The 14,253-nt window shown below is 62.7% G+C and carries 13 protein-coding genes and 1 tRNA gene; 8 read left to right on the top strand and 6 right to left on the bottom strand.

The features are described 5' to 3' along the window. Positions 1-3: 3 nt before the first annotated feature. Entirely contained in the window at positions 4-1,365 is a 1,362-nt protein-coding gene (locus tag ACIQ2A_RS01675) for a carbohydrate porin (RefSeq protein ID WP_398475061.1), read from the top strand. Positions 1,366-1,540: 175 nt separating this feature from the next. On the opposite strand, the gene ACIQ2A_RS01670 is transcribed toward ACIQ2A_RS01675, so the two are convergent. Next, positions 1,541-2,551 carry an LLM class flavin-dependent oxidoreductase gene (locus tag ACIQ2A_RS01670; protein ID WP_398475059.1) on the bottom strand — a complete coding sequence of 337 codons (1,011 nt, stop codon included), beginning with the start codon at positions 2,549-2,551 and terminating at the stop codon, positions 1,541-1,543. Between the two features lie 187 nt (positions 2,552-2,738). Between ACIQ2A_RS01670 and zigA the strand changes: the two genes are divergently transcribed. After that, positions 2,739-3,950 (top strand): zinc metallochaperone GTPase ZigA, encoded by a 1,212-nt coding sequence (zigA, locus tag ACIQ2A_RS01665; protein WP_398475057.1) that lies wholly within the window; start codon positions 2,739-2,741, stop codon positions 3,948-3,950. Between the two features lie 130 nt (positions 3,951-4,080). On the opposite strand, the gene ACIQ2A_RS01660 is transcribed toward zigA, so the two are convergent. Together ACIQ2A_RS01660 and ACIQ2A_RS01655 are read right to left on the bottom strand one after the other, a co-directional pair. After that, positions 4,081-5,004, bottom strand: coding sequence for an alpha/beta fold hydrolase (locus ACIQ2A_RS01660; protein ID WP_398475055.1), 924 nt, complete (start codon positions 5,002-5,004; stop codon positions 4,081-4,083). Positions 5,005-5,066: 62 nt separating this feature from the next. Continuing rightward, a complete protein-coding gene (locus ACIQ2A_RS01655) occupies positions 5,067-6,341 on the bottom strand; it encodes a hypothetical protein (protein ID WP_398475053.1) in 1,275 nt (424 codons plus the stop codon). 317 nt (positions 6,342-6,658) lie between these two features. Between ACIQ2A_RS01655 and ACIQ2A_RS01650 the strand changes: the two genes are divergently transcribed. Continuing rightward, on the top strand, positions 6,659-6,868 hold the full coding sequence (locus tag ACIQ2A_RS01650) for a cold-shock protein (protein WP_398475051.1): 210 nt from the start codon (positions 6,659-6,661) through the stop codon (positions 6,866-6,868). 189 nt (positions 6,869-7,057) lie between these two features. On the opposite strand, the gene ACIQ2A_RS01645 is transcribed toward ACIQ2A_RS01650, so the two are convergent. Next, positions 7,058-7,142: transfer RNA gene (locus ACIQ2A_RS01645), tRNA-Leu, on the bottom strand. A 165-nt stretch (positions 7,143-7,307) separates the two neighbouring features. Between ACIQ2A_RS01645 and ACIQ2A_RS01640 the strand changes: the two genes are divergently transcribed. Next, complete coding sequence (locus tag ACIQ2A_RS01640; protein WP_398475049.1) at positions 7,308-7,862, top strand: disulfide bond formation protein B; 555 nt, start codon at positions 7,308-7,310, stop codon at positions 7,860-7,862. A gap of 29 nt (positions 7,863-7,891) precedes the next feature. On the opposite strand, the gene ACIQ2A_RS01635 is transcribed toward ACIQ2A_RS01640, so the two are convergent. Next, entirely contained in the window at positions 7,892-10,165 is a 2,274-nt protein-coding gene (locus ACIQ2A_RS01635) for a TonB-dependent siderophore receptor (RefSeq protein ID WP_398475047.1), read from the bottom strand. Positions 10,166-10,370: 205 nt separating this feature from the next. After that, complete coding sequence (locus ACIQ2A_RS01630) at positions 10,371-11,441, bottom strand: AbrB family transcriptional regulator (protein WP_398475045.1); 1,071 nt, start codon at positions 11,439-11,441, stop codon at positions 10,371-10,373. Positions 11,442-11,664: 223 nt separating this feature from the next. Here ACIQ2A_RS01630 and ACIQ2A_RS01625 point away from each other — a divergent pair, with 223 nt between their 5' ends. The 4 genes from ACIQ2A_RS01625 (at position 11,665) to ACIQ2A_RS01610 (ending at position 14,220) form a co-directional block, all read left to right on the top strand. Next, positions 11,665-12,147 carry a hypothetical protein gene (locus ACIQ2A_RS01625; RefSeq protein WP_398475043.1) on the top strand — a complete coding sequence of 161 codons (483 nt, stop codon included), beginning with the start codon at positions 11,665-11,667 and terminating at the stop codon, positions 12,145-12,147. An 81-nt stretch (positions 12,148-12,228) separates the two neighbouring features. Next, entirely contained in the window at positions 12,229-12,615 is a 387-nt protein-coding gene (locus ACIQ2A_RS01620; RefSeq protein WP_398475041.1) for a CidA/LrgA family protein, read from the top strand. Next, the gene (locus ACIQ2A_RS01615; protein ID WP_398475039.1) at positions 12,612-13,334 is read left to right on the top strand and encodes an LrgB family protein; all 723 of its coding nucleotides are present in this window, start codon (positions 12,612-12,614) and stop codon (positions 13,332-13,334) included. The genes ACIQ2A_RS01620 and ACIQ2A_RS01615 overlap by 4 nt, the downstream gene beginning before the upstream one ends. A 106-nt stretch (positions 13,335-13,440) precedes the next feature. Further along, positions 13,441-14,220 (top strand): sulfite exporter TauE/SafE family protein, encoded by a 780-nt coding sequence (locus tag ACIQ2A_RS01610; RefSeq protein WP_398475037.1) that lies wholly within the window; start codon positions 13,441-13,443, stop codon positions 14,218-14,220. Positions 14,221-14,253 lie beyond the last annotated feature (33 nt).

Raw genomic sequence — 14,253 nt, 5'->3', positions numbered from 1 at the left:
GTCATGCTCAGCGTGTTGCGAAGCTGGATGCCGCGCGTTGTGAAAGCCGTTGCTGGCCTTGCGGTCTGCTGCAGCATGCAGCTGTCCTCCGCGCATGGCGGCGACTGGCGCGATGGCGGGCTCAAAGCGCTCAACGAACGCCTTGATGACTGGGGCGTGGCATTCTCTGCGGCCTATATCGGCGAGACGCTGGGGAATGCGTCGGGCGGCATCCGGCGCGGTACCATTTATGACGGGCGCCTCGATCTCGGCGTGGATGTCGATCTCGACCGCGCTGTGGGCTGGCAGGGCGCGACCTTCCACGGCAACGTTTTCCAGATTCACGGTCAGGGCCTGTCGCGCGACTATATCGGCAATCTCATGCTGGTCAGCGGCATCGAGGCGCTGCCATCGACGCGGCTCTACGAATTCTGGATCGAGCAGTCGCTGCTCGGCGGACGACTCTTCGTGAAGGTCGGCCAGCAACCGTCGGACACGGAATTCATCGACAGCAAATATGATGACATCTTCGTCAATTCCGCCCTCGGCTGGCCCGGCATCACCGGCGTGATCCTGCCGGCGGGCGGACCGTCCCCGCCGCTCGCGGTGCCGGGCGTGCGCGTGAAGGCACTGTTGTCCGATGCCTTCACCGCCTATCTCGCGGTGTTCAATGGCAGCGCGGGCGCGCCGGGGCCGGACGATCCGCAGCGGACCAATCCGAACGGTCTCGCTTTTCGCGTCAATGATCCGCCATGGGTAATCGGGCAGCTGCGTTACAATTATCGCATCGGCGCATCCGGCTTGCCCGGCGCGATCACTGGTGGCGGCTGGTATCATTTCGATGAGTTCGACGACGAGCGCTGGACGGCGCAGGGCCTCTCCCAGGCCGATCCGCTGGGGTCAGGCGAGCCGCTGATGCGGCGTGGCAATCGCGGCATCTTCGCTGTCTACGAACAGCGGCTCGCTTTCAGCGACCTCGGCCGCGACAAGGGGATCGGTTTCTTCGCGCGGGCGTCGTTCAGCCCGTCGGATCGCAACCTGATCAGCTTCTATCTCGATGGTGGCATCCAGGTCTCGGGCTTCTCGGCCGCGCGCCCCGATGACCGTTTCGGCATCGCCATGACCTATGGACGGATCTCGGACGGCGCCCGCGGGTTCGATCGCGATGTGCAGCGCTTTACTGGCATTCAAACGCCGATCCGCGATTTCGAAGCCGTGTTCGAGGCGACCTACATCGCCATGGCAGCGCCGGGCGTCGCGGTGCAGCCGGTGTTTCAATATGTGATCCATCCCGGCGGCGGTGTCGTGAATCCGAACGATCCGACACAGACGCAACGAATCAAGGACGCTGCAGTGTTTGGCGTCCGCACGACGATCACATTCTAGCGCAGAGCCCCCTCACCCGGATCGCAAGGGCGATCCGACCTCTCCCCGGTGGGGAGAGGTGATCTGAGCGTCGATGCGACTATCAAACACTGGGTTTAATTTGACGCTCGATCTTCACCTCTCCCCACCGGGGAGAGGTCGCCGCGTCTTCGCGGCGGGTGAGGGGGCTCTTACTTCACGCCACCGCTGCAGGCGCTTCGACGAGGCCAGCGGCCGCCTCTGCAATCATCTGATACGACTTCAGCCGCTTCGGATGCTCATAGACGTCCGACACGATCATCAACTCGTCCGCCTTCGTTTCTTCCACCAGCGCCGCGATGCCTGCGCGGACCGTCTCCTTCGAGCCGATGATGGCACGCCGCAGCATGCCCATGGCCTGCATCTTCTCGGCCGGCGACCAATAGGTCTCGATATCGTCGATGGGCGGCTGGCTCAGGCCGCGGGTGCCGCGGAACATGTTGGTGAAGGACATTTGCTGCGTGGTCCAAAGTCGCTTGGCCTCCGCATCGGTATCGGCCGCGATGATGTTCACGCCGACCATCGTGTGCGGTTTGGCCAACTGCTCCGACGGCTCGAAATGCGTGCGATAGATCTCGAGCGCCTGCAGCAGCATCTCGGGCGCAAAATGCGAGGCAAACGCATAGGGCAGGCCGAGCACGGCGGCAAGCTGGGCGCCATAATTGCTGGAGCCGAGAATCCACAGCGGCACATTGGTGCCGGCGGCGGGCACGGCTTGCAGTCGCTGGTTGGGGCCGGCCTCTGCAAAATAGGCCTGCAGCTCCTGCACATCCTGCGGAAAATTGTCGGAATTCTGCAGCGAGCGGCGCAGCGCCCGCATGGTCATCTGGTCGGTGCCGGGGGCGCGGCCGAGGCCGAGATCGATACGGCCGGGGAACAGCCGATCCAGCGTGCCGAACTGCTCGGCGATCACGATCGGCGCATGGTTCGGCAGCATGATGCCGCCGGCGCCGACACGGATTGTCTTCGTCCCTGCCGCGATATGGGCGATGACCACCGATGTGGCGGCAGAGGCAATGCCGATCATGTTGTGATGCTCGGCCACCCAGAAGCGCTGGTAGCCCCATTGCTCCGCATGGCCGGCCAGATCCCTCGAATTGTCCAGCGCGCTGCGCGCATTGGTGTCTTCGGTGACGCGGACGAGATCGAGGATCGACAAGGCGGTCATGGGCAGGCTCCAGTTGGACCCGACATCTATGCATTCGCATCTATTTGCGCCACCGCGCAGGACGCAGGACCGCCTTGACAAAGCGATCGTCAAATATGTAACGTTATAACATAACATAAATCGACGGCGCTCATGGAAATCGACACACCCCACTGCTTCGCCGCCCTCAACAGGCTGTTTGATCTCGATGCGAAAACTCCCCGTCACAGTGCTGTCCGGCTTCCTCGGGGCTGGAAAGACCACTTTGCTCAATCACATCCTGAACAATCGCCACGGGCTGAAAGTGGCAGTGATTGTGAACGACATGAGCGAAGTGAACATCGATGCGGATCTGGTGAGGGATGGCGGTGCCAATCTTTCGCGGACGGATGAGAAACTGGTCGAGATGACCAATGGCTGCATCTGCTGCACGCTGCGCGATGACCTGCTGAAGGAAGTGCGCGCGCTGGCCGAAGGCGGACGCTACGACTACCTGCTGATCGAATCCACGGGCATCGCCGAGCCGCTGCCAGTGGCGGCGACCTTCGATTTTCGTGACGAGAACGGCGACAGTCTCTCCGATGTGGCGAAGCTCGACACCATGGTGACCGTGGTAGATGCCGTGAATCTGCTGAAGGACTATTCGTCGACGGATTTGCTCGAGGACCGCGGCGAAGCGCTCGACAATGATCAGCGACGGTTGGTCGATCTGCTGGTGGAGCAGATCGAGTTTGCGGATGTCGTCGTGCTCAACAAGGTCAATGACGCGACCCCCGCCCAATGCGATGCCGCGCGAAAGATTATCTGCGCACTGAATCCGGAAGCGGAGATCATCGAGGCGCAATTTGCCGATGTGCCGTTCGATCGCGTGCTCGATACCGGGCTGTTCGACTTCGAGCGGGCGCAACAGCATCCGCTCTGGTACAAGGAACTCTATGGCTTTGCCGATCATGTGCCGGAGACCGAAGAATACGGCGTCAGCAATTTCGTCTATCGCGCGCGGCGGCCGTTCGATCCCGTGAAGTTCCAGGCGTTCCTGCGCGAGAGCTGGGGCGGGGTGATCCGCAGCAAAGGCCATTTCTGGCTGGCGACGCGACCGCAATGGGTCGGCGAACTCAGCCAGGCCGGCGCCATCGTGCGCACCGAAGGCATGGGCTTCTGGTGGGCCAATATCCCGGCGGAGCGCTGGCCGAACGATCCCACCTGGCGGCAGTCGCTGAAGAAGAACTGGAACGACATCTATGGCGATCGCCGCCAGGAGATCGTCTTCATCGGCACGGGAATGGACGAAGCTGGTCTACGCAGCCGACTTGATGCATGCCTGGTGGACGGCAAGCCCGGCATGGCGATCAACGATTGGGCCAAGCTGCCTGATCCGTTTCCGACGTGGAAACGTGCAGACGAGATGGAACTGGCGTGAGACTTGTCGGGCGGATGAGCCGACGGCTCGCGCGAAGCGCGCCCGATGATAAACTTCGCGTAATCCGCCGCGGAGTTTCGGCTATGAACCTCGGCCGGCGGATTACGCCTTCGGCTCATCCGCCCGACGATCAAAGCCCGGCGTGAAAGTTGCGCACGATCGCTGCGCATTCTTCAGGTTTTTCCATCTGCATGAAATGCGATGCGTCATCGATGGTTGCGAAATCGAAGCCGCCATCGCGCGCAAAAGCGCTTTCAATCGCGATGAACGGGCTGGTGCCGGTCATCGGTTGCCCGGCCACGAGCTGCACGGGAATCTCGATCTTGCACATCCGCTCCCACGCGCCTTGAAGATCCTGCATCGCGAAAATGCTCGCTTCGAATTCGCGTGCACAGGCGAGTTCATAGAGCTGCTTGTCAGCGTTCCAGCGCAGCGTCGATGCCGCGAGCGCCTGCAGGCCTGCATCGTCCACGCCGGCGAACGCCGAGCTGCGGCGATAGGAGTCGAACAGCTCTTCGACGGCGTTGAACTCGAAGCGGCGTTTGATGGTGCGATCGGCCAGCCGGTTGTTGTCGGCGCGGAAGAGCTGGAACTCCGGATAGTGGCTGGGCGGTGTGGCCGGCGGCTCGAAGCCGACGATGCCGATCCAGGGCGATTCATATTCGGAGGCGTGCAGCAGCGTCGTCAGTGCGCTCATGGAGTGAAAGGCGCCGAGACTCGGAGCTGCGCCGAGCTCGCGCGTGATGCCCTGCATGATCGCATCATAGTCGCGGACCAGTTGGGGCCAGACGTTTGCAACCGGCTTGGTGAACGGGCTGCTGCGGCCGTGATGGCGGAAGTCGAACACGACCGTCTCGTAATCCGGAATGAATAGCCGCCAGAAGCTCTGGAAAGCGTCCGCCGCAAGGCCGTTGCCGTGGCTGCTGATCACGCGCGGGTTGTTGCCGGATTTTTGGCCATAGACACGGACGCTGGCGGTGGCGCCATCTTCGAGCTGAACGTCGAATGCATGCTTCGCGGCGGGGAGGGCCGGGGCCGTTGGCGCGTCAGTCATTTACCGGAGAGTCCGTCATTTCGGGGAGAGACGGGCCGTCTTACCTAGCGCGGCAGTGCGGTTCAAGCCGTCGGGCGCAGGATGGCGACACGGCCATCGAGCGGGATCGTGGCAATGCCATTCGTCACCGGTATGCGCTGCGAACCATTGCCGTCATTGGGGCGGTTGAGCGTAAGCGAGGCGATGCGGCTATCGACGGCAATTTCCACCGGAAGCATCGGGACATTGATGTCTTCCGCCGCGGCGACATCCCAGCAGCGCACGGCGCGCCAGACCACGAGGATCGGCCGCCCCTGGGCATCCTGAAGTGCGAGATGTTTCAGTTCGAGCGAGCGCGTCGCCACGCGCAGAAGCTGGCTGTCATTGGTGCGCCGTGCGCCCTGCAGGGCAATCAGCAGGCTGCGGATCGCGTGATAGCTCGGCTTCGGCGTGCCGTCATTGCGGAGCAGCCCCCAGTGATGCTCGCCTTCATTGGGATCGGTGCCGCCGTCCCAGAATTCGTAGATGAAGGTACGCAGAATACCGAGACGGAAATTGTTGAGCAGCATGCGCGGAAAATAGATGCCCGCGGCGACCTCGCCGACACCGGCAATGCCGGGCTTCACCACATTGCAATAGCCGATTTCGGTGACGAGCGCGGGCGCGCCGGCCTTGAAGGCGTCGCGCATGTTCTGAAGATACCAGGAGACGGCGGCGTAGTCGTCGGTCGTTTCCGGCTCCTGTGCCTTCTGTACATAGGAGTGGATCGCGACGGCATCGCTATATTGCGCAGCGCCGCGTATCAGCGCCACATCTGCGGGCTTCCAGTTCAGCACGCTCGGCGATATCAGCGGCAATTGCTCGACGCTGTAGCGTGAACGCAGCGCGCGATGCACCTCGCGCTGATAGTCGACGACAACATTGCTCCAGCCGGGCTTTGCCAGCGGCAGCGACATGAACCACGGGCTGTCGCCTTCGTTCTGTCCCTCGATGCTGGTGATGCGCTGGATGCCGAGCGCATCGATATAGGCCATCATCTCCGGCACCGTGTTGGTGGCGGGCGATACCAGAATATTGAACAGGATATTCGAGCGCTCGTTCAGCAGCCGCCAGCGGGCGAGGTCATTGCTCGGCCGCAATTCGTCGCGGAGATGGCGGATGCCTGATGTCGCCAGCAGATCGTGAAAGCGATCGAAATTGGAAGCGTAGGGCTCGCTGCTGATATGGACATTGACACCTACGCTGTCGGTAAACAGATCCGATGGTCCGGGAAGCGGTGCGGCGGCGGCCGACCATGGCTGCAGCAGCACGGCCGCAGCACCATTTGCAAGAAATGCTCGCCGATCGAGCATGGTCATCTCGGCCTCCCGATGGGTCGGTCTCGTCGGGCCAACGCATCAGAAACGGGCAGTGCAATCAAGGCGTGGTAGGGATTGCTGTTAACGGCGGGACGCGCGATGCGGCTGCCTGCCGTGAATTGGTACCCTTGGCTGGCGCGTCTCGCTCCCTGCGGAACCGCTCGCCGTTGATTTGACGGCTTTTTCGCCGCCATGCCAGGCGCCATCAGCACAATCCGCGCGGTTTAAGCCGCTTTCGACCTCCCCGGCAGCGATTATGCATTTGCTTAATCGCAAACGCGTGATAACGCTGATCCCAGTTCAAAGGGAAACTGAAGATGGCTATCGGCACAGTTAAGTGGTTCAACAGCACCAAGGGTTTCGGCTTCATCGCACCGGATGAAGGTGGTGCTGACGTATTCGTTCACATCAGCGCAGTTGAACGCGCTGGCCTCGGTACGCTGAACGAAAACCAGAAGATCAGCTACGAAATCGTCGCCGACCGCCGTTCGGGCAAGTCGTCTGCCGATAATCTCCGCGCGATGTAAGCGGACGAAGCTACAAAGCATACAAACGGCTGCACCGTTTTATGAAAGCCCGCCTTAACTGGCGGGTTTTTCTTTGGTCGGCGCAAGCGCTGAACGACATGCGTGTAGGCCACCACGTCGTGGATTGTGTAGGGCCGCACGATGGAAATGACGATAGCCACCGACATTCAGGGGCTTACAAGCCTGAATTGGTGCCCCTGGCCGGGATCGAACCAGCACTCCTTTCGGAACTCGATTTTGAGTCGAGCGCGTCTACCAATTCCACCACAGGGGCCATCGGACGCCGGATGCCGGCGCCGCGAAGTGGGCGGAATATAACCGGGACGATCCGCGGGTCAACCGATGAATGGGCGGGAGAAGGCGCTCCGCACAGCCGGTGTGATGCCGCCAGTGTGATCCCTGATGTCTCGACAGTCCTGCGGGCCCGCGATAGGAGGCGATGACCACCCTGGAGAGCCATGTGACCGCCGTTTCCTCCTCACCCGCTTCGTTGTCCGGCTCGAACCCCGCATTGACCTCAGCGGTTGCAGTGGCTGTCATCGCCATTGCCACGATCGCAGGCGCCTGGTTCTTCCAGCTGGTGCTCGATATCCGCCCGTGCCCGCTCTGCCTCGAACAGCGTTATGCCTATTATCTGTCGATCCCGCTGGCCGTGCTGGTGGCGATCGCCGCCGCGCGCGGTGCGCCGCGCGGCGTGCTGGTCGCGGGTCTTGTGATCCTGGCGCTAGCGGCGCTCGCCAATGCTGTGCTTGGCGGCTACCACGCCGGTGTGGAGTGGAAATTCTGGCAGGGGCCGACGGATTGCTCCGGGCCGATCGTCGATTTCGGCAAGGCCGGTGGCCTGCTGCAACAGCTCGACACCGTGAAGGTGATTCGCTGCGACGATGTGCAGTGGCGTTTTCTCGGCCTGTCGCTGGCCGGCTACAATGTGCTGATCTCGCTATTGATGGCTGCCATCGCCCTGTGGGGCGCGGGCAAGGCCGCGCGGCGCTGATCCGCCGGCGGCCCCGCCCGTCGCTTGGCTTACCAGCGATAGCGCAGCGTGCCGATCACCGTGCGTCCCTGGCTGAGATAGCAATACCCGGCATTGCAGACGGCAACCTGCTCGTCGGCAACATTGTTGGCATTGATCGACGCCTGATAGCCCGCAAACTTCGGTCCCAGCTTGGCGAAATCGTAACGCGCCGCGAGATCGAACAGCGTATAGCCGCTGTTGCGTGAGGTGTTGTCGTTCGTGGTCCAGGTCGAATCGACGAAGCGGACACCGGCGCCGAGACCGAGGCCTTCGAGCGGGCCGTTCAGGAAGGTGTAGTTGATCCAGCTCGATGCCATGTTCTTCGGCGTCACTGCGGGCGTCTTGCCAAGTTCCGAAGCGATGGTCGTCTGGGTGATTTGCGCGTCGGAATAGGTGTAGGTCGTGACCGTCTCGAGCTCCGGCGTGATGCGCGCACGGCCTTCGAACTCGAAGCCCTGGACGCGGATCTCGCCCACCGAAGCGTAGTATTGGACGCCGTTGAAGACGCCGGCCAGCTTGGCGGCGTTCTTCTCCTTGAGGTCATAGACCGATGCGGTGAGCAGCACGTCCGGCTGCGGCTGATACTTGATGCCGCCTTCGATCTGCTCGCCCTCGGCAGGTGCCAGCAAGGTGTTGTTGATGCCGAGATTGGTGACGGGCTGGAACGAGGTGGCGTAGCTCACATAGGGCGCGATGCCGTTGTCGAAGTGATAGAGCAGGCCGGCGCTGTAGGTGAATGCACTGTCATTTTGAGTGCCGGTGACGGCGCCCGTCAAGGCATTGGTCTGTGTGCGATCGGCCCAGTCCTGGCGGCCGCTGATCGACAGGTGCCAGTTTCCGAGGCGCATCTGGTCCTGCAGATAGACACCCACCTGGTCCTGCTTGGTACGCGTGTCGGACGCATAGGCGGGGGTCGTGCCGGTCAGGCCGTAGACCGGGTTGAGAATGTTGAGGGCATAGCTCGGATCCACGCTGCCGAAGCCCAGCTTGAAATTATACGTATTCTGGTCGTAGTTCACGCCGAACAGGGTCTTGTGAACGATCGGGCCGGTGGTGAAATCCGCCTGCAAGGTGTTGTCGGTCTGGATGCTGTGCTGGTCGTCGCCGATCGAAACCGCATAGCGGTCGAAGGTCGTCGCGGTGGGGGTCGCAAAGCTGCCGGCGAGATAGCGGGTCTCCGCATGCAGCGTGTTGAAGCGCGTGTGCTGGCGGAACGTGAAGACGTCGTTGAGATGATGTTCCAGCTTGTAGCCGACCTGGGCCTGCTCGACGCGCATATAGTCGTATTTCGGATCGCTGGTGCGCAGCTTCACCGTCTCGCCATTGATCTTCAGCAACGCATTGTCGCGATTGATCATCGCCACGCTGCCGTCAGTCTCGTCCTTCTGCACCAGCGCATAGGCGGTGAAGGTGGTGTCGAGATTCGGTCGCCAGGTGATCGAGGGGGCGAGCATCAGACGCTGGTCGGCGATATCATAATTGGTGTCGCCACCGCGGCCGAGGCCGACCAGGCGGAACAGCAGCGACTTGTCGGGATTGGTGCCGCCGACATCGAACGCGGTTTGCATGCGGCCATAGGTGCCGGCCTGCAGATGGATTTCGTTGACCTGGTTGTCGACAGGCAGTTTGGAGCGGCGATCGATGAGGCCGCCGGGCACCGACTGACCGTAGAGCACGGCAGCCGGCCCCTTGATCACCTCGATGCTGCTCAACTGGAATGGCTCGGTGCGATAGGCCGCGAAGCTGCTGGCGTGCTGGCGCAGTCCGTCGCGGTAGTCGCCGAAAGTGACGGCCGGAAAGCCGCGCAGCATGATCGAGTCGAAGCGCGGATCGAAGCCGAAGGTGCCGGTGGCGACGCCCGCGGTGTAACGCACGGCTTCGACGACATTGCTGACGCCGCGATCATCGAGCTCCTTTCGATCGATCACGCTGATCGAGCGTGGCGTATCGATCAAAGGGGTATCGGTCTTCGATCCCGAACTCGCGGTGCCGGCCACATAACCGTAATTGCCGGCATAGGCGCGCTCATTGATGGAGGGGACGGGCGCAGGCTGAACTGCGGCGGGACGCGCGGCAGCGCGTCGGGGTGCACGCGTGGCCGTGCGTGAGGACGTCGTCGTGGTGTTGCGTGCACGCTGCTGCGGCTTGGGTGCATCGACGGTGACGGCGGGCAGAGTCGACTGCGCTGATGCCTGCTGCGGAAGGTCGATCGCCAAAGCGATGAGGCTGACCGTACAAAGCAGCGTAGCCTGCTTGGTGGCTTTTCCGATGGCGAGATTCATGACCGTTCCTTAATGCGAGTCTGGATCTCGGAGCGTCTAGCTGGATCGATTTGGTATCGCGACACCGCGGACCATGGAATTGGTCTAAGCTGCATTGTGAGGGCGATATTTCGCCGACGGCGTTGCGCATTTCACACAGCGAGCTGTGGATGGCGCCGCGATCATGTCGCGATGTGTCTGCGGCCGCCGTGATCAGGCGACTGACCTAGTCGTCGATGTCGTCCTGTGCCTTGCCGAACAGATGCACGATGCCGGGTGTAACGATCGACACATAGATGAAACGCGACAGATGATGCGCGCCGACGAAGATCGGATCGATGTGTAGTGTCAGCGCCAAGGCCAGCATGGCGTCCATCGCACCCGGCGCGAAAGCGACCACGACATCGCTGAGTTTCACATTGGTTGTCAGTGCAATGATGGTCACGAACACTGCCGAGATGACGATGGCGACCGAGAACGATCCAAGCGCAGCCCAGACATGGCTGAGGATCGTGCGCGGCGAGATCTTGCCGAAGCGCGAACCGATCAGGGTGCCGATGCCGACCAGCGCCGCGATATAGGCCCATTGCGGCAGCGTGCCATGGATGGCGCCGGTGCCGTGCAGCACCGACGACGCCATCATCGCGCCGAACATCCAGCTGGCCGGGAACCGGATCCACTTCATGACCAGCGAAACGACGACGGCCGCTGCGGCGAGTTCGAGCAAAGCCAGCGGTGTCGCCTCCGGTCCCCGCGACGGCAGCGGGCCGTGCCCCATAAGCCCGGTGGCGGCGAGCAGCAGCGGCACCATGCCGGTGAGGATGATGACGCGAAAAATCTGCACCACGGCGATGCCCGCCACGTCGGCATTGCGCTCGGTGGCCAGCATGATGATCTGCGACAGCGCGCCGGGGCTGCCCGCCAGCAGCGCCGACGTGCGATCCCAGCCATGGACGCGCTGCAGATAGATGCTGCTGCCGAAGGTGGCGCAGAACGTCGCCAGCGCCAGCAATGCGATGGTCACCGGATAGGCGGCGAGATTATGCACCATCTCCGGCGACACCATCGAGCCCAGCGACAGGCCCAGCGTCATCAGGATCACATGGGCAAGCGGCTGGGGCAGGCCGACGGGACGGCCGCCAATGCCATAGGCGGCGACCGCCACCATCGCGCCGGAGATCAGCCCGCCCGGCAACTCTGCCCAATAGAACAGCGCACCGCCGATCGTGCCGACGATCAGCGTTTCGATGGTGGTGCGGATCTGGAGGAGGCTGGGAAAAGCGATGTGCGGGGACATTCGGCGGCGGCTCGAGGAATTCGCTTTATGGCAAAGTCCGTGGCTGACGACAAATGCAACTCGGTCTACCTGTCCTTCGCCCGGCGCGGCGGCTGAACGGGACGTGAATGAACTACACTTGACTGTCACGATAAAATTTTCGCCGGACACCGCGATGTCATTGCGATGGGCGGCCGCTGGGCTAGGATAGTTCCGTCATTCTCGTATCCAGGGAGAACACGACATGACCAAACACACCGCAATTGCCAGTGCCTTCGTAATATGCGGAATGGCGCTGTTGGCCTCGCCGGCCAGCGCGCTCACCGCCGCAGAATGCAGTGCAAAATATCAGGCGGCAAAGACCGCCGGCACGCTCAATGGCCAGAAATGGAATGACTTCCGCAAGGCCGAATGCGGCGCTACGGCCGCGGCCGCACCACCTGCCACGACAGCGGCTGCGGCTCCCGCCGAAGCCAAACCGGCAGCCGCGCCCAAGGCTGCCGCAGCTCCGGCAGCGGCACCCGCCGCTCCGTCCGTCCCCGCGACTTTCCCAACGGCGATCGATCCGAAATACGCCAAGGAGACCGCCGGCAAGCAGCGGCTGCACACTTGCGTGGACCAGTACAACGCCAACAAGACCGGCAATGCCAATGGCGGCCTGAAGTGGATCCAGAAGGGTGGCGGCTATTACAGCGAATGCACCAAGCGCTTGAAGGGCGCCGCGTAATCAGACCTGCTGTGCAGCTCGGCTGATCGACATATTCCGCTCCGCGGGCGATAACGCCTCGTTACCCCCCGCGGAGCCATCATGATTGCCAGTCTTTGTCTGATCCTGCTGTGCCAGCTTGCCGGCGAGATCGTCGTGCGTAGCTTGGCCTGGCCGATCCCCGGTCCCGTTTTCGGGATGTTGCTGCTGTTCATCCTGTTGCTGCTGCGCGACCGTGCGGCTCTGTTCGCGATCGGCCCGCTGCAAGGCGGCGGCGTCGAGACGGCGTCGAAGGGGTTGCTCGCGCATCTGTCGCTGATGTTCATTCCCGCGGGCGTCGGCGTGGTGCAGCGTCTCGATCTGCTCGCCGAGCATGGCGCCGCCATCGCGGGCGTGCTGGTGATCTCCGTCGTCATCACGCTGCTGGTCACCGTCGGCACGTTTCTGGTCATCAGCCGGATGATGACGCGGGGCCGGCAGGCGTCATGACCGGCAATCCGTTCGCGCTCTGGGTCTATCTCTCCCAGCAACCGCTGCTGTGGCTGACGGTGACGTTGTTCGTCTATGCCTCGGCGGACGCGCTATCGCTGGCGACAGGCCGGCATCCCTTCGCCAATCCCGTCTTCCACTCCATGTGGATACTCGCCGTCTTCCTGCTGCTGACGGGCACGTCCTACACCACCTATTTCAGCGGTGCGCAATTCGTGCATTTCCTGCTCGGCCCGGCTACGGTGGCGCTGGCTGTCCCGCTTTATGAGAACCGCAAGACGGTGCTGGCCGCCATCGTGCCGATGCTCGGGGCGCTGGTGGTCGGCTGTATCACCGCCATTGTCTCGGTGGTGGCGCTGGCGAAGGCGTTCGGCCTGCCCGACAAGATCACGCTGTCGCTGGCGCCCAAATCGGTCACTGCCGGCGTGGCCATGGGCATCAGCGAATCCCTCGGCGCCGATGCATCGCTGACGGCCGTCTCCGTGGTGCTCACCGGCATCATGGGCGCCATCATCGTCACGCCGATGATGAACCGGATGCGCATCACCGATTATCGTGCTCGCGGCTTTGCGGTGGGCCTTGCCTCGCATGGCATCGGCGTTGCACGGGCGTTTCAGGTCGATGCCATGGCCGGCGTATTCGCCGGCATCGCCATGAGCCTGAATGCGCTCGTCACCTCGCTGCTGGTGCCGATTGCGGTCACGCTGCTGGTGCGTTGAGTGCACACGAAAATTCACAAACCGCTGAACCATGCGCTTCCCTGCATGGAGGTGCGGGAAAAACGCCACTAAGGTCGCGGCCGTAGCAATCGCGAATCGGCGGATCATGATCACGGTGATGCAAGGCGTGCTGGGGCTGGGCTCCGGTGCACTGGTGGGGTTTTCACTCGGCCTCGTCGGTGGCGGCGGGTCGATCCTCGCCGTGCCGTTGATGGTCTATGTGGTCGGCGTCAACAATCCGCATGTGGCCATCGGCACCAGCGCCATCGCGGTCGCTGCCAATGCGGCGATCAATCTCGGCAATCACGCGCGCGGTGGCAATGTGCACTGGTCCTGCGCGCTGGTGTTTGCGGGGGCGGGCATCGTCGGTGCGCTCGGCGGCTCCATCCTCGGCAAGCAGATGGACGGGCAGAACCTGCTGGCGTGGTTCGCCGTGCTGATGCTGATGATCGCGCTTCTGATGCTGAAGACCCGGTCGCGCCTCGGCGAACATCGCGTGGCGATCAGCTCGGCCAATACACCGGCGCTGCTGGGGCTCGGGCTGGTGACCGGCACCTTGTCCGGCTTTTTCGGCATCGGCGGCGGCTTCCTGATCGTGCCGGCCCTGATGCTGGCGACTGGTATGTCGATCATGAGCGCGATTTCGTCGTCCCTCGTGGCCGTCACCGCCTTCGGCCTCACGACGGCGCTGAGTTATGCGTGGTCGGGGCTGATTTCCTGGACGCTGGCGCTGGTGTTCATCATCGGCGGCATCGTCGGCGGGCTGGCCGGAACCGCAACGGCGCGGTCGCTGTCGGTCCGGCGCGGGGCGCTGAACGTCGTTTTTGCGATTATCATTATCCTCGTGGCGCTCTATATGTTGGCCCGCAATATCTATGTGACGTGACGATTGGCGCATGATGCGTCTGCGGAGAACATC

Origin of the sequence: Tardiphaga sp. (assembly GCF_044336785.1) — a bacterium.
In the GTDB taxonomy this organism is placed as follows: Bacteria; Pseudomonadota; Alphaproteobacteria; order Rhizobiales; family Xanthobacteraceae; genus Tardiphaga.
Note: the sequence above shows the minus strand (reverse complement) of the source record. Positions and strands in the feature narration are given on the sequence as shown.